Genomic DNA, 18,602 nt, shown 5'->3' on the forward strand with positions numbered 1-18,602 from the left:
GAGATCAGGATGGAAAAGTTACAACCCCTATTAAAGCAACAAGATTTATCGTTCGACGCCGCCAAATCCTTGTTTCGCGATATTATGGCTGGACAACTGAGCGACATCGAACTGACCGCAGCGCTGCTTGCGCTAAAGTTTAAAGGTGAAACAGCGGCGGAAATAGCCGGAGCAGCTCAGGCTATGCGTGACCATGCCACTGCATTTGACAAGCAAGACCTACTCGCAGCAGACAGCTGTGGTACGGGTGGCGATGGCACAAATACCATCAACGTGAGTACCACCGCCGCCATTGTCGCCGCAGCATGTGGTATTAATATGGTCAAACACGGTAATCGCAGCGTGAGCAGTAAATCAGGTTCCGCGGATTTACTAAAAGCACTTGGGATTAACATTGATATGACTCCCGCACTTGCAGAAAAGTGCTTAGCAGAGACCGGCTTTACCTTTTTGTTTGCACCGCATTACCACGCTGGTGTAAAACATGCTATGCCTGTTCGCACGCAACTAAAAACGCGCACAATATTTAATATTCTGGGGCCATTGGCAAACCCAGCCAAGCCTGAAGTGCAATTACTCGGCGTTTACGACCCTGCCCTTGTTTTACCCATGGCAGAAACGCTAAACCGCTTAGGTACGAAACGAGCGATGGTAGTTCACGGTAGTGGCACAGATGAAATTGCTCTGCACGGCGAAACGCTAGTTGCAGAAGTAAAGCATGGTGAAGTGACGCAATACACCGTTACCCCAAGCGATTTTGGACTAGAAAACTATTCACTTGAATCTATTGCTGGTGATACGCCAGAATATAACGCGAAAGCGAGCCTTGCGATTTTAAATGGTGAAGGCGAAGCTGCACACAATGCAGCGATCATTGCAAACGTTGCAGCCTTGTTGGTATTAACCGATAAGGCGTCAGATTTTAAAACCGCAAGCCAACAAGTACGCGAAGTGCTTGCAAGCAAGAAAGCCATGACAACCTTGGCTAGCATCGTAGAGGTGAGTAATGGCTAATGTATTAGAAAAAATTGTTGCCGATAAAGTCGAAGAATTAAAAGCGCGTAAGGCGCAGCGTCCGTTAAGTAACTTTATCGACGAAGTAACCCCCACCACGCTTAACTTCACCGCTGCGTTGGCGCAAGTTGGGACACAATTTATTTTAGAGTGCAAAAAGGCGTCACCTTCAAAAGGCCTTATTCGCTCACATTTTGATTTGACTGAAATTACCAGTGTTTATCGTAAGTACGCGACATGTATTAGCGTGCTAACCGACGAAAAATACTTTCAAGGCAGTTATGAATACCTTGCCACGGTAAGAAAGCTGGTTGATCAGCCTCTGATCTGTAAAGACTTCTTTATTGATGAATACCAAGTTTACCTCGCCCGCTTACACGGTGGCGATGCCATTCTTTTGATGTTGTCTGTATTAAATGACGAAGAATATTTGGCACTAGCGAGCGTGGCCAAATCACTTAATATGTCGATTTTAACGGAAGTAAGCAATGAAGAAGAAGTGACAAGAGCGCTTGCGTTAGATGCTGAACTTATCGGTATTAACAATCGTGATCTCAGAGATTTATCAACGGATTTAGCAACTACAGAGAAACTAAGAAAGTTAATCCCCGAAGACAAAGTCGTGATTTCAGAGTCTGGCATATACACGCACCGCGATGTGAAACGCTTATCACCGATTTGTGACGGCTTTTTGGTCGGTAGTTCACTGATGGCTGAACAAGACTTAGAACTTGCTTGCAGACGCTTGATTTTGGGCGAAAACAAAGTGTGTGGTCTTACTCGAAGCCAAGATGCGCAAGCAGCTTATGAAGCTGGAGCAGTATACGGCGGTCTTATCTTTTATCCAAAATCGCCTCGCTATGTCGACATTGATTGTGCGAAGGCCGTCGCCGATAGCGCACCGCTCAAGTACGTTGGTGTGTTCGTTAACGCACCGCTTGAGCAAGTTGCTGAGTATGCGCAAATATTAAAACTGAGTGCAGTGCAATTACATGGCAACGAAGATGAGTTGTACATCGATACCCTGCGAAAACAACTTCCAGTGACCTGTCAAATTTGGAAAGCACAGGGTGTGGACACAGCACTGCCAAGCCCCTTCGCTGGCGTAGACAAGCAATTGTACGATACCAAAACCGACACTGCATTTGGTGGCACGGGACAAGTGTTTGATTGGCAGCTATTAAATCGTAGTTCGAGCAATTATATGTTGGCTGGCGGCCTAAACCCCGACAACATTCACGGTGCCGTCAATATAGGTGCCGATGGTCTTGACCTAAATTCAGGTGTTGAGCATTCACCTGGTAAAAAATGCGCTCAAAAAATCGCTAACGCGTTTACACAAATTCGAAAATATTGAGGTGGACATGAGTAATTCAGCTTATTTTGGTGACTTCGGAGGCATGTTTGTGCCCGAGTTACTCGTACCTGCGTTAAAGCAGTTAGAACAGGAATTTTATAAATCACAAAAAGACCCAGAATTTCAGCAGGAGTTTTATCAACTTTTGAATGAATTTGCGGGTCGCCCAACACCACTGACCAAGACACGCAACTTAGTTAAAAACCCTAAGGTAAAACTGTACTTAAAGCGTGAAGATTTACTTCACGGTGGTGCACACAAGACTAACCAAGTATTAGGTCAAGCGCTATTAACTAAACGTATGGGTAAAAAAGAAGTCATCGCTGAAACTGGCGCTGGACAACATGGTGTTGCAACCGCCCTAGCCTGCTCCTTACTCGGCTTAAAGTGCCGGGTATACATGGGGGCTAAAGATGTTGAGCGTCAGCAACCAAACGTATTTAGAATGCGTTTGATGGGTGCGGAAGTTATCCCTGTTACTGCCGGCTCAGGCACATTAAAAGACGCGGTAAATGAAGCATTACGTGATTGGTCTGCAAACTACAAAACGGCGCATTATTTACTCGGAACGGCTGCAGGTCCTCATCCATTCCCGACGATTGTCCGAGAGTTCCAAAAAATGATTGGTGAAGAAGCGAAACAACAAGTACTAAAAGCAGAAGGTCGTTTGCCAGATGCGGTTATCGCTTGTGTGGGCGGCGGCTCAAATGCTATCGGTATGTTCGCAGACTTTATTGACGAAAAAGGCGTGAAATTAATTGGTGTGGAACCGGCTGGTAAAGGCTTGGATACTGACGAGCACGGCGCAGCATTATGTAAAGGTACTAAAGGTATTTTACACGGTGCCTATACCTACATTATGCAAAATCAAGATGGTCAGATTGAAGAATCTTATTCCGTCTCAGCGGGCCTCGACTACCCAGCAGTTGGTCCTCAACACGCATTTTTACATGAAACAGGCCGCGCGCAATATGTTGGCATTACCGACACTGAAGCATTAAATGCCTTTCAAGCGCTTGCTAAACACGAAGGTATTATTCCAGCCCTAGAGTCAAGCCATGCTCTGGCATACGCACTAAAATATGCAGAAGCGCAAACGGAAGAAACGGTGATTGTTGTTAACTTAAGTGGTCGCGGAGACAAAGACTTAGCTCACGTCCACCAGGTACTATCTGAGCGAGGTGAACTATGAGACGTTATGACGCGATGTTCGCGCACTTAAATGAAAAAAACCAAGGTGCATTTGTTCCTTTCGTGACGATTGGTGATCCCGATAAGGCACTCAGTATTGAGATCATCAAAAGCCTGATTGACGGTGGCGCTGATGCATTGGAGCTCGGTATTCCGTTTTCCGATCCCATCGCTGATGGTCCTGTTATCCAAGCGGCTAACATCCGGGCATTAGAGCAAGATGTTAATACGCAAGACTGTCTTGAGATCATCGCTGAAATTCGTCGCTACAACAGTGATATTCCAATTGGTTTGTTGCTTTACTCAAACTTGATTTTTGCTCGTGGTATTGAGCAGTTTTATCAAGACGCCAAAACTGCGGGTGTGGATTCTATCTTAGTTGCTGATGTGCCACTGCACGAAGCCAAACCGTTTAGGCTCACTGCAATGGCAAATGACATCGCGCCCATTTTTATTGCTACACCGAATGCCTGCGATGATACGTTACGAGAATGCGCCACCCGAGGTCGTGGCTATACCTATTTACTTTCGCGTGCAGGCGTGACAGGTACAGAAACGACAGCACAAATGCCGGCAACAGAGATGATCACCAAACTTATCGAGTATCATGCTGCGCCGCCACTACTAGGGTTTGGTATTTCTGAACCGGAGCATGTAAAGCATGCGATTAGCTCAGGTGCGGCAGGGGGGNTGCAATTAGTGGCTCGGCGGTGGTAAAAATCATCGAAAAACATTTGGGTGACCCTAGCACCATGTGCTTTGAGTTAAAAACCTTTGTTGAGCAAATGAAAGCTGCAACGCAGAAGTAATATTACTTTCAAGCCAGTATTTAACACTGGCTTTTCTTAAAATTAACGCAAGTTATCTTTTAAGGCTTTAGCAGGTTTAAACAATATCTTGTTTTGTCCCTCAATGGTGATGGTCTCACCTGTTTGTGGGTTGCGTCCCTGCTTTGGGGGATGGTAACTTAGCGCGAATGTACCAAGTCCATTGATTTGCATCTGATCGCCCTCTGACAAGCGCTTTTTAGTGGCCTGTAAAATGACATTTAACACCGCCTGTGAATCTTTCTTTGTTAATCCACTAATTTCCGCCATTTTTGTAACTAAATCGCTCTTATTCATGCAAATACCTCTGAACCATTGAATGAGCGCAGCAGGCTATGGGTTTCATCAAAGAAAGTCAATGTTGATGTTCTCGTCGTATCTTGGTAAAACCCTTACAACCAACTTTGTTAGGATAAAAAATGTCATTTTTAATTGAGTACTTACCGCTCATCTTATTTTTTGCGGTTTATAAGTTTGTCGATATTTTTTGGGCAACGGGTGTACTAATCATCGCCTCTCTTATACAGGTCGCGCATCAATACATCACTAAGCGCGAAGTCGCAAAGCGTCATTGGATATTCCTAGCAATTGCGCTGATCCTTGGTGGGATGACGATTTTCTTCCATGATGAGCAATTTATAAAATGGAAAGCCACCATTATTTATGCAATTTTAGGTGTGGCTTTACTCGTATCGAGGTACTTGTTTAATAAAAACTTGGTAAAAGGCGCACTCGAAGGGGTTTTAAAGTCAGTAGCTGAGAAGGAAAAAAGCGAGATTGATATTGATTTACCTGTAAAAGACTGCGACCAATTAAACCTATTTTGGGCAGTATTACTTTTCTTCATCGCAGGCCTAAACCTTTACGTTGCGTACCACTTCTCTCTTGATTTTTGGGTAAACTTTAAAGTCTTTGGTTTAATTGGGATCACCTTCGTTGCCCTCCTCTTTACCATGTTTAAAATTCAAAAATATTTACCTGAAGAGTAACCATTCAAGGTTCATCTGCAGCTGCTATAGTTAACGAGTGAGAGCTAACTATAGCGGCTTGTAGCCGCCAAATATTTTGGGGAACTAGCCTTGAACGCAAGCCAATACAGGTGGTGTGAACTCGTATTTGTATTCTTTGTCCTGCCCATTATCGCTTATCAATTCCGTGATCACCTCAACAATTGGCTTTTTCCAGCACTGATCATTTTAATGGCAGTCTGTACCCATTTACTACTAACCGACCCCCATTTCAAACGATTTAGGTTAACCAGTTTGGGAGAGTTTTCGTCCGTCAAAAAACGGTTATTCACCACGTTTTTCGCAGGCGCGATGTTTTCAGCCATGCTCTATGGTTTAGTTAGCCAAGGAAATTGGTTTTCCCTGCCGCTCGATTCACCCAGCGACTGGCTATTATTATTAATTGCTTACCCTATTCTTTCCGTCTTACCACAAGAGTTAATTTTTAGGAGCTACTTTTTTCATCGCTATAAAAGGATTTTACCGAATAAGAACAATCGAGTTTTGCTAAGTGCATTAGTGTTTGCGCTTGCGCACTGCGTCTACGACAACTGGATAGCCGTGGCATTATCTTTTGTTGGAGGGCTACTATTTTCTTATACCTACGCACATAGTCGCTCGCTTGCGGTGTGTGTGTTAGAGCATAGCCTGTGGGGACTGTGGATGTTCACAATAGGAATTGGGCAGTACTTAGATTCGGGCGTAAAATTCTAGTATCAAGGTTTAGATTAAACATCGGCGCATTAATACGCCGATGTCATCGTGCCCAAAACAAATGTTCCGCTGCTAGAAGCCAAAGATACTGAATGCAAAATATTTAGTTGCAACAGTATTAATGAAAATAGCCAACAGGATCACTGGGATGAATGTAGATAGAGAGAAATTAATATATTTCTCAGTAAAGCTGCCTACGTACCCCTCTGCACCTTGCGCAAGCTCTTCATTCAAACCAGACTTTTTCCAGCGATAAGTAACGAATAGACACAACAGCAGACCATTCAAGGGTAAAATAGTATCGTAAAACACATCGTAGATTAGGTCAAAGAAGCTCTTCTGAGCATCGCCATAACTTACAAAACTTGTAAGCCAATCCACCATTCCAAAAGACATAGTAGATAGCACAGTCAAGATACCTGTGGTCAACGCTAAGATAATCAATGCCTTTTTACGTGAAATACATTTTTCTTCCATCAAAGTCGCGGTAGGCACCTCGACAATTGACACTAGCGACGTTATCGCGGCAAAGAAAACCAGTAAAAAGAAAGTACCTGCAACTATTGAGGCACCGACGTAGCCAATATCATCTTGTAAAGCCAATAACAATTTCGGCAAGTAATCGAAAATCATAGATACAGAAGAGTCAGATAACTTACTTGGATCTGTATTCGGATTGAAACTAAAGATAGCCGGAAGTACCATCAGACCAGCGATAAACGCCACTAATGAATCTGTAATCGCGACCATTTTAGAGCTACCGACGATGTCGTCTTTCTTAGAAATATACGAAGCGTATGTGATCAATATACCCATCCCCAAAGACAGTGAAAAGAACGCTTGTGACAGTGCGCCATTTAGCACACTTGCATTCATCTTTTCGAAGTCAGGAACGATGTAATAGCGTACACCTGCCATCGCGTTATCAAGGGTTAATACGTATGCGACAAGGCCAATTAACATGACAAATAACGCTGGCATGAGTAACTTAGCTGCTTTTTCGATCCCTTCTTTTACACCGCCAACCAAGATAAGATTCACGATCACACCCACTATCAACATATAGATGAAAACATTGGTATCGTTGATAAAAGTGCCAAAGTACTTCGGAGAGGCGAGTACATCTAAGTTACCTAAAGCTGTTTGCGCTAAGAAGCCAAAAATCCAAACGGTAATAACCATATAGAAGACGGCAATCATAAACGGCGTGAGTACAGCCAAAAATCCAGCTATAGACCACTTTTTATCATGATTAGATAGCAGCTTATATGCGCCAAACGGGTCTTTTTGCGCTTTCCTACCCATTGCCATTTCGGCCATCATGACAGGTAAACAGATAAACACTACAAATAGTGCATAGATTAGTAAAAATGCCCCACCACCATTTTTTGCGGCGGAAACAGGGAAACCGACTAAGTTACCAATACCAACAGCAGAACCTGCAGCGGCAAGGATAAATCCTAGTCGGGAGCTAAAATGCTCACGGTTTGCACTCATTGCAATCAACCTTATTATTATTTTCTACAAATATCCGAAGGACTCTACCAGTCAAGCTGAGTGTTTTTCAAGTTTAAATGACTAATCACTGAAAAACTCTGTGTACATTTACTTTTGCACTGAGGGCGTTTTATCATAGTATTGATAAACGGCCCTGAAAAGCCGACAAAATACGTAAAAATAACAATAATAACCTAGAAAACAATCCGGAACTAATACTTATGCTTTACATGATCTATTCAACCGACGCTGAAAACTCATTAGCAAAACGTCTTGCTGCACGCCCTGCTCACTTAGCTCGTTTAGAAGAATTAAAACAACAAGGTCGATTGTTTGCAGCAGGCCCGCTACCAGCTATTGATTCGGAAGATCCTGGTGAAGCGGGTTTTACGGGTTCTTTGGTTATTGCTGAGTTTGAAAACTTAGCAAGTGCGCAGCAATGGGCAAGTGTCGATCCCTATATTGACGCTGGTGTCTATACTGCTAGTATCGTAAAACCGTACAAGCGAGTTCTGCCATAAAAGTTTACTGAACGTTAAGTTCAGCAAAGGTTAATTACAAAAGCACTAGATTTGTTTGAGATTTATGAAGTTTAGACACTTAGTATCTATGAAACTGTGGAGCTTAAAATGCGATTGCAACTCACTCTCTTAGCGTTGATCTTGGCGTTCGTTTCGAGTGTAGCAGACGCCAATAGCCGCAATGATAAGAATGTAAAAACAATTACAAAAAAAGAAGCGGTGTCTCTGGCGCTTGATAAATACGCTGGGAGGACGCTTAAGATTTCTGAAGAAAATCAGTTTTTTGTGGTAAGAATTCTCCAACCAGACGGTCGAATTGTTGACTTAAAAGTAAACAAGAAGACAGGTGAAGTAAATAAGGACTAAGGATGCGTATTTTAGTTATCGAAGACGATATTCAACTAGCAGAAAACCTGCGAAATGCATTAGAGAAAGAAAAATATAGCGTTGACTTGTGTCATGATGGTGAATCTGGATTATTTCACCTAGAAGAATATCCGTTAGATATGGCGGTCGTTGATCTTGGCTTGCCAAAACTTGACGGTATTGAAATCATTCGTCGAGCTCGTGCAAACGGTATAAAGATCCCTATTCTGATTTTAACCGCTCGTGACCGCTGGCAAGACAAAGTTGAGGGCCTTGATGCAGGTGCTGATGACTACCTCACTAAGCCGTTTCATGTTGAAGAACTGATTGCTCGCTGCAATGCACTGATTAGACGTAGCGCTGGACAAGCAAATCCAGAGATTTGCATTGGTCCAATCAAAATCCACACTCGCTCGCAGCAAGTCTGGGTTAACGATAACGAGCTATCACTAACGGCCTATGAATATAAAGTTTTAGAATACTTGATGGTTAACCCACAAAAAGTCATTTCTAAATCTGAACTCACTGAGCACATATACGATCAGGACTTTGATTTAGACTCTAACGTCATTGAAGTGTTTGTCTTAAGACTGCGTAAAAAGCTAGACCCAGATGGCACTCTGAACCCTGTTGAAACCCTTAGAGGACGTGGATATAGGTTCAAAAATCAGTGGTAAACAGCTCTCAAATTTCGCTTAAAATAAGACAAGGATTTATCCTTGTCTTTGTGCTTATTATTGCCCTTCCCGCCCTATTTTTCTCCGTGGGCAGGGCTTATTACTCTTCTTTAGTCGATGCGACTGAAAAAACATTGGAAGCCCACCTCTACTCACTTATCTCTGAAGTCGAATTTGTCTCTAACGGACTCGAAATGCCTCGCAGTATTCTTGCACCTGAGTTAAACAGACTGAATTCTGATACTTATGCACTTGTCTATCAAGATAATTCTCTTGTTTGGTATTCCGAGTCGGCTGTAAATCTCTCAATTTCACCTGACTTTTCAGAAAACCAGGCTGGAGCATCTGAGTTTAAACGAGTTGAATATAATGGCGTACTGTTTTGGCAACTTAGCCTAACTGTTATTCTCGGAAATGCAGAGCAATCGCAACAAGCCCGCTTTGTACTTTTAAAGAAAAATGACGCACTGATGGAGTTAATGTCGGGGTTTAGAAACACCTTGGTCAACTGGATGCTGGTTATGGGAGTGGTGATAGCTGGATTGATGGCATTTGGGTTTGTATGGAACGCCCGGCCATTACAGCGATTGGATAAAGAAATTAAAGAAATTGAAGCTGGCGAACGCGATAAGATCACGGGTCTCTACCCCGTCGAGCTTCTAACAATCAAATCCGACTTAAACTTACTATTAGAATCTCAAAAGCGTCAAAAAGAGAGATATAGAGCTTCACTTAGTGACCTTGCGCACGCGTTAAAAACGCCCCTTGCGGTGATCAAATCCAGTCCACTGGCAAAAGATGCAGATGCTCAGGAGCAGCTAGACAGAATCAATGCGATGATCGAACATCAATTGAAACGTGCTGCAACGGGCGCATCCGATACATGGAAGAAGCAAACATCAGTAAAACCCGTACTAGACTCAATACTCAACGCCATGACTAAAGTGTATCACGACAAGCGCATTCAATTTTCATCCGAATGTGGTGAGGAGGTTGCATTTTTAGGTGATAAAACGGATTTAATGGAAATTCTTGGTAATATTATAGATAACGCCTGTAAAGCATGTGGTTCCTTGGTCGATATAAAAGTAAGTGCACCTAAAAAGCGCCTACTAATCATAGAAGTCGAAGATGATGGCCCAGGCATTCCAGAGCATCGTCGCTCAGAGCTGCTGACTAGAGGTGCAAGATTAGACACCTATGAAGCTGGCCACGGCGTAGGAATGGCTATCGTATCTGATTTAGTTAAGTCGTATCATGGCTTGATGCAAATCGGTACTTCCCAACATGGTGGCGCTAAATTTACGATAGAGTTTAATCATGAAAAGAATAATTAGCAGTCTATTGGTATCGGGATTAACCTTTTCTGTGATTGCAGACGACGATGTCACACTACAAGACTGTACGAAGTATGAGTCAACGCATCCGGAAAAGGCAAAAAAATTCCTCATGTGCCTGGACGGCAATATCAACTTACTTGAACGTCATCGTCAAACCTGGATCACTAAGTTATTGCTTGATACTAAAAAGTATCAAGCGGATACTGGGAATACTCAGATCTTGCCAATTATGGAACGTGCCCTTCGCAATCAGGAGGAATATATGGAAGATAGCTGTCGGTGGCGATACTTACTAGACATGCCGAATGCGACGCGCTCGGCGACAGCTTACAAAAATTGCAAAATTGCATTTTTAAAAGCACACATCATCGAGCTGAAAAGCAGTAAAGTCTTGAAAGAAGATTTGAATCTCCAGTGACATTTTTGATTAGGTTATTAGATGCCGGGCCTTAATAACCTGAGCTTCAGATAATGACGAGTAAAATTATTAGGAAAGGAGCTGTTTGTAGCTCCTTTTTATTAGCCGAGTCTCAGTGTTGTTAAGATGGTCTATTATCGGGTTGTTCTGAACCGAGAAGGATTGCAAGCCATTTACCCTCTTCGCTGGTTTCGAGGGCAATTTTCACAACCATGGTCAGTGGCACAGAAAGCAGCATCCCCACAGTTCCGAGTAACCAACCCCAGAAGATTAACGAGAGAAACACTACTAAGGTCGATAAACCTAACCCTCGACCCATAAACCTTGGCTCAATAATGTTGCCCATTAAAGTATTAATACAAATGTAGCCCACAGCAACAATACCACTCACCAATGGTCCTTGTGTCACTAAGGCCAGTAAAACAGGCGGCACAGCTGCAATGATTGAACCTATATTTGGAATATAGTTAAGCAGAAATGCAACCACGCCCCAAAGCACGAAGTAATCAACATTGAGTGCCCATAGAAAAACGGCCGCCACAACACCAGTCGCCAATGAAACAAGCGTTTTAATCGCCAAATAGCTATTGATAGAATCTAAAAATCTATCAATTTGCTGCATTTTCATCTCAGGATCGTCCAGTGCGAGATGTACTTTGTGGCCCAAAGAAGGCGCTTCAAAAAGCATGAAGACGACGATAAGCAGAATTAAAAAGCTATTTGCCATCACACCACCAAAGCCAGTCAGCATGTTGGTGGCCACATCGATTAGCTTATTTGGGTCTAGCATGCTAATAAGTTGTTGTTTATCCAATAAAATATTGTAGTTCGCGGCAGTACTGACCAACCAAACGAACTTTTCTTGTAAATCTTCTTTATAAGTTGGCAGCTGCTTGGAGAAATCATTGACTGATTGTCCAACAAGCCCACCAATACTTGCACCTATTAAAATAACAAGTGCAATAATCACCAGAATGGCCAGCCCTTTTGGAATTTTAAAGCGAGCTAAAAACTTGAGCATGGGATTACAGATAATCGCAATGAATGCAGCTAATATAAACGGCACGACAATCTCAGACGCGAGCTTAATACCACCTAACACTAAAAATAGCGAGGCCAAAACCACCAGCGTTTTGTTAATTCCAGTCAGTGAAGACACAGTTCACTCCTTTTGCTTTTTTACCATTCTAAAACAAACCACCTATAATGAAAATGAGTGATCTAACTCCTTGCTAAAACGTAGGTTTATTTGATTACAATAAAGAGTATTGAGAATGAATATATTCATAACAGGCGCAACAGGATTAATTGGTAAAAAGTTATGCCAATTTTTAGTACACAAACATAATCTGATTGCTCTGACCCGTTCGCCTTCAAAAGCTGCAAGCCTATTACCAAGTGGAGTTGGCTGCGTTACCGATACTGATGATGTCGACTTTAATGCACTTGATGCGGTCATTAATCTTGCGGGTGAACCTATAGCTAATGGCCGGTGGAGCAAAGAAAAAAAACAAGAGATCTACAATAGCCGAATAAAAATCACTGAGCAAATCGTTGCAGCGATAAATACCGCAACGTCACCACCTAAAGTACTTATTTCAGGTAGTGCAATAGGTTTTTATGGACGCCAACCGGATAACTTGGCCATCACTGAAGATTTCAAGGATTACCATGATGAATTCTCCCATAGGCTGTGCCGAGATTGGGAAGATACCGCCTTTAGAGCCAGTTCCAGCCAAACTCGAGTATGTATAATAAGAACAGGCATTGTGCTTTCAAAATCGGGAGGTGCTTTAGATAAAATGTTACCGCCTTTTCGATTTGGTGTTGGCGGTCCGATTGGTTCAGGAAGACAAGTGATGTCTTGGATCCATATCGACGATATGATTCAGGCGATCCTGTATATCCTTAAACATGACGAGATCTGCGGTGCTATTAATGCAACAGCCCCTAATCCAGTATCAAATAAGCAACTTTCTCAAGCCTTAGCGCGCGCGATCTCACGGCCTTGCCTATTTACAGTACCACCGTTTGTCCTCAAATTGGCATATGGTGAAATGTCAGAATTGCTATTGTACGGCCAATGCGTCATACCAAAAAAGCTTCTCGATTCAGGTTACCGATTCCGCCACGATCACATTAAAGATGCTTTGAACGCACTTAACTTATAACTTTTGTGCAATACTTTATTCAGATGGGATATAGAGCTTTTCTCGCGTTAAGACTTTGTCCAGATAATGTTTGGTTTCATCATACGGTAAACTTTTTTCTAGCGCTGCTAGTACGTTTTTTGGCGAGAGTGAATTAATTATCTTTGCTGCTTTTGTGATTGATCTCGAGTCATCAGCATTAAACACACGGGCAACATTGCCAGCTCCCGTATTATAAGCCGCAATAATGCAATACTTACGACTAACTGGATTCTGTATTTTACTCAAATAGCGTTTATCGAGAATATTCAGGTAAGCTGTCCCCGCTTCAATATTATTGTCCGTCACATATAAATAAGGCGCCGACATCGGTTCATCACGATTGTACAACATACGGTTTACATCAACACCCGCACTCGTCGGTACTATCTGCATCAAACCAAACGCAGGAATGTGTGACTTTGCCATTGGGTTAAAGTGGCTTTCGGTGTGCATAACCGCAAAAATTAAACTTGGCTCAATGTCAAAGCGCTCCGCTTGTGCATTCACTTGGCTAACATAACGTTCTGCGCGATGCTTGGAAAGTTCAGTCTGTTTGGGTAGCTTAAGCACGATTTCAGATACGACTGTTGCTTCACTTTTACCGGTATTACTTGCAGTTTCTAATAGTTTTTTAAGACGTTTTTGCTTTAACAATTCAAGCTTTTTCCGTTGCGCTTGTTGTTGAGCCTCTGCTAATTTTGTATCTTCGCCGTCAATGATGGCCTCATCCGTCTGGCGTTCTATATAGCGTTGCTGTTGTTCGAATTGGCTATCTATTTGCTTTTTCGCTGCGATCAACGCTTTTGCACGAGCTGCGTTATCCACTTCACGTTTTGTTGTTTCACTTTGGTTTATCGCGAGCGTATCAGCATTAAATACATCAATGACTGCACGGTCTTTCGCGATAAATTCTTTATATAGAGCTCGAAGTTGAGCCTGAGATACCTTTTCATCTGCCGAATGCCTAATGCTTACAACCAGTTCATTTGCTTCAAAGTCGACAACCATTCTGGATGATAAATCATCACTGTAGGTGACAAATGCAGCTTGATCAGAAACCGTTATATCTCCCCACTGTTGGATCACGTTATCACGAAAGGCATCGTACTCTTCAAAATGCTCTTCGACATAATCAGCAAACTCACTTAATTGTTGGCGTTTATATTGCTCAAACTCGCTCAGCTCTTCATCACTAGGCTCAGAGGTTTGCCAACGTGACATTTTCTCTGACAGCTCTTCAAATAGCTGAGCTTGACTCGCAACTGCACTTGGAATGGCACTTAACGCCATGACTAAAAATGAGTATACCGATTTGCGCATAAAGCGTTCCTTATCAAAAAATTAAAGCGTGAAACTCACGCTTTAATTAGTTAGCCTTGCAATTTCCTTCTCAAGATCTTTTTCCGCTTTGTAAGCTTTAAATTCTTGATATAAAAACTTTTCATCCTGAGGGTTTACATTGCGCTTACTTTCTTTGATCAAATCTTTGAAAAGTTCTTTAGTCTGATCAGGTGATAACGTCGTCAATGCACAGAAATAGTCTTTACCAGAAATATCGATAACATCGGCCTTAACGATACGAGAACCATTTAATGTTTGTTTGGTAAGTTGTTTGGATACAGAGCTAAAGGTTGCGCCTACCGTTGTGTCCTCGTTTGCATCTGTACGGTTCGCGAATGTCTTATCAAGGCCTTCGATGCGTGTTTCAATCTGCTGAGCAAGAGCAAGACGTGCATTTGCAACCGCCATTTTTTGATCGATTGAAATATTGCCTGAGTATTTCACACAATCTGCTGCCGCTATACCATCTTCGATTGTTGGATTGAGGACCCATTCTGGAATATTAACTCTTGGACTTGAAGCCGCATCGTCTTTACTTGAACTACAAGCCGATAGTATCCCTATAACGGCCACTGATATAAGTAGTTGTTTTGCTTTCATGTTGGGTTCCTTAATTGCCCTGATTACGGAATAAAATTTATCAAAAAAATTATTGATTAACAGTAATAAATTGTAAAAACGATTTTTAACAATTTAGCACTTTCAATTCAATTTTTTACTATTTAATTTATTGTTATATGATTGAACACAACAACACTGCCATTATAAGAACAAGTATGCAAGGAATGCGATTCCAAATTGATTTGTATAACTTCATGATAAAGATCTTTATCTTTACAGGTTGCTTGATGCTGAGCGGCTGTAACTTAACCCCTAAAGCCAACAAACAAGCCATAGAATACGTGAAGCAAGGAGATTTTATCTCAGCCCAGCAGCGTATTGACTATGCCTATAAAAACTCATCTCGTGACGAGCTATTGTATTATCTTGAATCAGGCATGTTAGCTCATTTACAACACCATTATGAATTAAGTAATCAACATCTTTCCCACGCAAAGGAAATCATTGAAGCAGCTTACACTGTCAGCATCAGCAACCAGCTTTTTTCTACTTTTACTGGCGCAAGTTACAAAAAATATACTGGTCGCGCTTTTCATAGGCCCATGATCCATACACTAATGGCGCTTAATTATGTGTCGTTGGCAAACGCATCGAAGGTAAACCGCGTTGCTATGTATGACTCTGCACTGACGGAAATGCGCCAACTGGACTTATACCTCTCTCAATTACAGCAGCAAACCGGAGGCTACGTAAATCAACAAAAAGCAGGAAGTGATATTGAGCAAATTTTTAAAGCTATTTTTAATCAACCATTTATCAGCGGTGAACTTGAGTATAAAGACGATGCGTTTGCACAGTATTTAAGCGGCGTTTTATATGAGCAACAAGGCGAGCTAGATAGTGCCCGGATCCAATATGAACGAGCGGTAAACGCATACAAAAATGGCTTTAGTAAACAATACAAACTAGGTCAATATGCAAGCCAACAAGCACAGCAAGATCTCAACAGAATGGTTGCAGACAAGGAAGAAGACTACTTCACATTAGTTCAAAGCTTAGGAGTATCACCGCAACGCAAAGAGTTCAATCTTTACCTTAGACCTGATGAAGAAGCGAAAGCGATAGTGATTACACCGATTTATTGGGGAACAAAAGAAGAACGCCAAGCCCAATTCGCATGGTTTAATTTAATGTTTGCTGATACCAGTCTGTTTGACCTCATTCAAAACTATGCAACGGGTGATTTTAGCGATGTTGTATTAGGCACTGTCACAAAACGCTTACCTCTCGGTGATAGGTTATGGCAAAAAGCCGTTGACGAGGGGGTGATTGATGCACTCAAATATGGCAGTAGAATCTCGGTTACCTACTTGCAGCCTCATAAAAACGATGTCCAACATGTTGCGCTTTTCGCTAACGGACAAAAACTTACAGAATTACATCCCTTTTATTCGGTAAACTTACTCACACTGTATGACGCGCTAGGTAATGCCAATATGGAAATTTACACCGCTATTTCTCGAGAAGTGTTAAAAGCAGTCACAGCAAGTAAAGCTATAAAACAAGTTGGTATTCAGCAGAACTCGCTATTGGCAGGGCTTGCTCAGCTAACATCATCTGTCACCAACGCCATTACAGCGGCGGCAGACACAAGGCAATGGCAATCTTTACCGAGTGAGATTAGAGTGGCTCGAGTGAAATTACCCGAAAATACCACTCACCTGCAATTGCAAACCCAATTAAGGACTGGCAGAGTAATTAAACAGGATATACCGCTGACTCAAACAGCACCATTGCTCAGCCACATTCGCACCTTCACCGGTGTAGCTGAACCAGAAAAACAAAATTATTTATCATCTTTAACTAACATGGACTGAATACATGAAGCCTAAATTTGCAGTTAAATTAGTTGTCCCAATGCTCATCGCATCTTGCGCAGCGATGACGGGTTGTTCTTCAACAACCAAAGTGAGTCGCGTGGACACCAATGAAGAAATAGCGCTTTCAGATAAATGGAATGCCAAAGACTCTCAGTTAGTCGCTGAAGCAATGATAAGCGATATGCTCGGCTTCCCTTGGGTACGTGAACACCGTGCCAAAGAAGGCACTCGACCCGCTATCATTATTCAATCTGTTCGTAACAAGTCGCACCAGCATATTGCAGTTGACACTTTTTTGAATGACCTCAAGCGCGCTATATTGCGAAGCGGGCAAGCTGACTTCGTCGCAAACCGCTATGTACGAGATGAAATTCGTGAGGAAAGGCGAGACCAAGAGCTCAATTCAAGTCTCGAAACTCGTAATGAGATCGGCCAAGAGCAAGGTGCTGATTATGCACTATCCGGCACAATTAACTCATTTGTTGATGAACAAGGTGGTAGTCGAGTCACTTTCTATCAGGTAGACCTTCGATTAATAGACATGACGACTAACCGAGAGGTGTGGAATGGACAGAAGAAAATTCAAAAACTTCAAGAGCGCAGTGGGTATGGTTACTAAGCGTCTAGCGTTACCTCTGTGTATTCTACTTAGTTTATCTGCCTGTCAGTCTACTAAGCAGGCTGTTGCAAAGGAAGAAAGCTTACCCATTTGGGCTACACAGCAGCCGAGTTCCGATTATCTAGTGTATGGCGTGGGCTCAGCGAGTCATATTGTAGATAGGACAGAAGCCAAACTTGCCGCCCAAGAAGCAGCAAGATTAGCGATTGCCAAACAGTTAAATGTGGAAATTGAAGGAACAACACAAGTTGCTCAAAGTCAGGCTAATGGCGATTTTTCGTATCGAGTGGATGAGATTTTATATTCTCGAGTCCCAAGCATACAATTACAGGGGATCAATATTGAGCAGGAGTTTTACTCCTCAGAGCAAAAAACGGCCTATGCCCTTGCCTCATTTAACAAGATTGAGTCGATAATGCACGCTGAGCTTGATATTAGACAGCTTGACGAAGAGATCAGTAACGCGACTATTTCGGCACTAACCAATTCCGAAAAATTAAAAGAAGCAATGGCAATTAAGCGGTTAATTGCCAAAAGACGCAAAGCAAACGAGTATCACAGGCAATTAGGCGGCGGTAGTATTGCCATACCAGCCGCAGTGAGCAACAAAAACAAAATGCTAAATGATTTTATTCAGTCGTTAACTTTTAGTATTTCATCAACGTTTTGGGGACAGGAATCTATCCGCAACCAGCTAGCTGAAAGCTTGACTAAGCAAGGTCTTACTGTTGTGGGTGAAAAACAAAGTGCAGACTTTCAAATTAATTTTAGCGTTGATTTCGAAGACGTGAAGAAAAACAGCACTTATTATGTTTTTGCCAACTCGAGTTTAAAACTCATGGAAAACGATAAAGAAAAGGCGCATGTTTCTGCACAAATAAAAGCAGCGTCTAGTTTTGAAAATATGGCCAAGACTAATGCCGAAGAAAAGTCAGCAAAAATGCTAAGTAAAAAGCTGACGATGTTAATCATTGATAGCAAAATCTAAAGTAAGGCCCTTATAAAGGGCCTCAGACTGTTGAAAAAGGGCTGGACACAGATCTAGCCCTTTGATCTAATAAGCGTAGTGAGTTTAGAGAG

At 42.3% G+C, this 18,602-nt stretch carries 19 protein-coding genes and 1 pseudogene; 15 read left to right on the forward strand and 5 right to left on the reverse strand.

Features of this window, described 5'->3' with window-relative positions; genetic code table 11:
• The first annotated feature begins 9 nt into the window (after nt 1–9).
• From trpD to trpA, 4 genes and pseudogenes are all read left to right on the forward strand, one after another.
• Nucleotides 10–1,014, forward strand: coding sequence for an anthranilate phosphoribosyltransferase (gene trpD, locus CKO50_RS21105; protein ID WP_095729763.1), 1,005 nt, complete (start codon nt 10–12; stop codon nt 1,012–1,014).
• On the forward strand, nt 1,007–2,371 hold the full coding sequence (trpCF, locus tag CKO50_RS21110; RefSeq protein ID WP_095729764.1) for a bifunctional indole-3-glycerol-phosphate synthase TrpC/phosphoribosylanthranilate isomerase TrpF: 1,365 nt from the start codon (nt 1,007–1,009) through the stop codon (nt 2,369–2,371). Before trpD ends, trpCF begins: the two co-directional genes overlap by 8 nt.
• 7 nt (nt 2,372–2,378) lie before the next feature.
• Complete coding sequence (gene trpB / locus CKO50_RS21115; RefSeq protein WP_095729765.1) at nt 2,379–3,563, forward strand: tryptophan synthase subunit beta; 1,185 nt, start codon at nt 2,379–2,381, stop codon at nt 3,561–3,563.
• A pseudogene (gene trpA / locus CKO50_RS21120) lies at nt 3,560–4,371 on the forward strand (tryptophan synthase subunit alpha). The gene trpB and the pseudogene trpA overlap by 4 nt, the downstream one beginning before the upstream one ends.
• A 42-nt stretch (nt 4,372–4,413) precedes the next feature.
• Here the strand turns inward: trpA and CKO50_RS21125 are convergent.
• Entirely contained in the window at nt 4,414–4,686 is a 273-nt protein-coding gene (locus tag CKO50_RS21125) for an HU family DNA-binding protein (RefSeq protein ID WP_045989644.1), read from the reverse strand.
• A 122-nt stretch (nt 4,687–4,808) separates the two neighbouring features.
• On the opposite strand from CKO50_RS21125, the gene CKO50_RS21130 reads away from it, so the two are divergent.
• Both CKO50_RS21130 and CKO50_RS21135 read left to right on the forward strand, forming a co-directional pair.
• Nucleotides 4,809–5,378, forward strand: coding sequence for an inner membrane-spanning protein YciB (locus tag CKO50_RS21130; RefSeq protein WP_095729766.1), 570 nt, complete (start codon nt 4,809–4,811; stop codon nt 5,376–5,378).
• Nucleotides 5,379–5,468: 90 nt separating this feature from the next.
• The gene (locus tag CKO50_RS21135; protein WP_095729767.1) at nt 5,469–6,110 is read left to right on the forward strand and encodes a CPBP family intramembrane glutamic endopeptidase; all 642 of its coding nucleotides are present in this window, start codon (nt 5,469–5,471) and stop codon (nt 6,108–6,110) included.
• A gap of 72 nt (nt 6,111–6,182) precedes the next feature.
• Here CKO50_RS21135 and CKO50_RS21140 read toward each other — a convergent pair whose 3' ends face one another.
• On the reverse strand, nt 6,183–7,607 hold the full coding sequence (locus CKO50_RS21140; protein WP_010604974.1) for a sodium-dependent transporter: 1,425 nt from the start codon (nt 7,605–7,607) through the stop codon (nt 6,183–6,185).
• Between the two features lie 221 nt (nt 7,608–7,828).
• Between CKO50_RS21140 and CKO50_RS21145 the strand changes: the two genes are divergently transcribed.
• From CKO50_RS21145 to CKO50_RS21165, 5 genes are all read left to right on the forward strand, one after another.
• A complete protein-coding gene (locus CKO50_RS21145) occupies nt 7,829–8,128 on the forward strand; it encodes a YciI family protein (protein WP_095729768.1) in 300 nt (99 codons plus the stop codon).
• Between the two features lie 108 nt (nt 8,129–8,236).
• Nucleotides 8,237–8,494, forward strand: coding sequence for a PepSY domain-containing protein (locus CKO50_RS21150; RefSeq protein WP_095729769.1), 258 nt, complete (start codon nt 8,237–8,239; stop codon nt 8,492–8,494).
• 2 nt (nt 8,495–8,496) lie between these two features.
• Entirely contained in the window at nt 8,497–9,171 is a 675-nt protein-coding gene (locus CKO50_RS21155; protein ID WP_095729770.1) for a response regulator transcription factor, read from the forward strand.
• Nucleotides 9,165–10,508: an ATP-binding protein gene (locus CKO50_RS21160; RefSeq protein WP_095729771.1), complete on the forward strand. Its 1,344-nt coding sequence runs from the start codon at nt 9,165–9,167 to the stop codon at nt 10,506–10,508. The genes CKO50_RS21155 and CKO50_RS21160 overlap by 7 nt, the downstream gene beginning before the upstream one ends.
• Nucleotides 10,492–10,929, forward strand: a complete 438-nt coding sequence (locus tag CKO50_RS21165) for a hypothetical protein (RefSeq protein WP_095729772.1) — start codon at nt 10,492–10,494, stop codon at nt 10,927–10,929. The genes CKO50_RS21160 and CKO50_RS21165 overlap by 17 nt, the downstream gene beginning before the upstream one ends.
• 121 nt (nt 10,930–11,050) lie before the next feature.
• Here CKO50_RS21165 and CKO50_RS21170 read toward each other — a convergent pair whose 3' ends face one another.
• Nucleotides 11,051–12,088 carry an AI-2E family transporter gene (locus tag CKO50_RS21170; protein WP_095729773.1) on the reverse strand — a complete coding sequence of 346 codons (1,038 nt, stop codon included), beginning with the start codon at nt 12,086–12,088 and terminating at the stop codon, nt 11,051–11,053.
• 115 nt (nt 12,089–12,203) lie between these two features.
• On the opposite strand from CKO50_RS21170, the gene CKO50_RS21175 reads away from it, so the two are divergent.
• A complete protein-coding gene (locus CKO50_RS21175; RefSeq protein WP_095729774.1) occupies nt 12,204–13,100 on the forward strand; it encodes a TIGR01777 family oxidoreductase in 897 nt (298 codons plus the stop codon).
• Nucleotides 13,101–13,115: 15 nt separating this feature from the next.
• Here CKO50_RS21175 and CKO50_RS21180 read toward each other — a convergent pair whose 3' ends face one another.
• Both CKO50_RS21180 and CKO50_RS21185 read right to left on the reverse strand, forming a co-directional pair.
• Complete coding sequence (locus CKO50_RS21180; RefSeq protein WP_095729775.1) at nt 13,116–14,441, reverse strand: murein transglycosylase domain-containing protein; 1,326 nt, start codon at nt 14,439–14,441, stop codon at nt 13,116–13,118.
• A 42-nt stretch (nt 14,442–14,483) separates the two neighbouring features.
• Entirely contained in the window at nt 14,484–15,062 is a 579-nt protein-coding gene (locus CKO50_RS21185; RefSeq protein WP_095729776.1) for an LPP20 family lipoprotein, read from the reverse strand.
• 215 nt (nt 15,063–15,277) lie between these two features.
• On the opposite strand from CKO50_RS21185, the gene CKO50_RS21190 reads away from it, so the two are divergent.
• From CKO50_RS21190 to CKO50_RS21200, 3 genes are read left to right on the forward strand one after another with little or no spacing between them, the layout of a single operon-like run.
• Nucleotides 15,278–16,900, forward strand: a complete 1,623-nt coding sequence (locus tag CKO50_RS21190) for a hypothetical protein (RefSeq protein WP_255230864.1) — start codon at nt 15,278–15,280, stop codon at nt 16,898–16,900.
• 4 nt (nt 16,901–16,904) lie between these two features.
• Nucleotides 16,905–17,522: a penicillin-binding protein activator LpoB gene (locus CKO50_RS21195; RefSeq protein WP_095729778.1), complete on the forward strand. Its 618-nt coding sequence runs from the start codon at nt 16,905–16,907 to the stop codon at nt 17,520–17,522.
• Nucleotides 17,470–18,510: a hypothetical protein gene (locus tag CKO50_RS21200; RefSeq protein ID WP_255230867.1), complete on the forward strand. Its 1,041-nt coding sequence runs from the start codon at nt 17,470–17,472 to the stop codon at nt 18,508–18,510. The genes CKO50_RS21195 and CKO50_RS21200 overlap by 53 nt, the downstream gene beginning before the upstream one ends.
• Nucleotides 18,511–18,602: the final 92 nt, after the last annotated feature.

This window comes from Pseudoalteromonas sp. HM-SA03 (assembly GCF_002289345.1).
Taxonomy (GTDB): domain Bacteria; phylum Pseudomonadota; class Gammaproteobacteria; order Enterobacterales; family Alteromonadaceae; genus Pseudoalteromonas.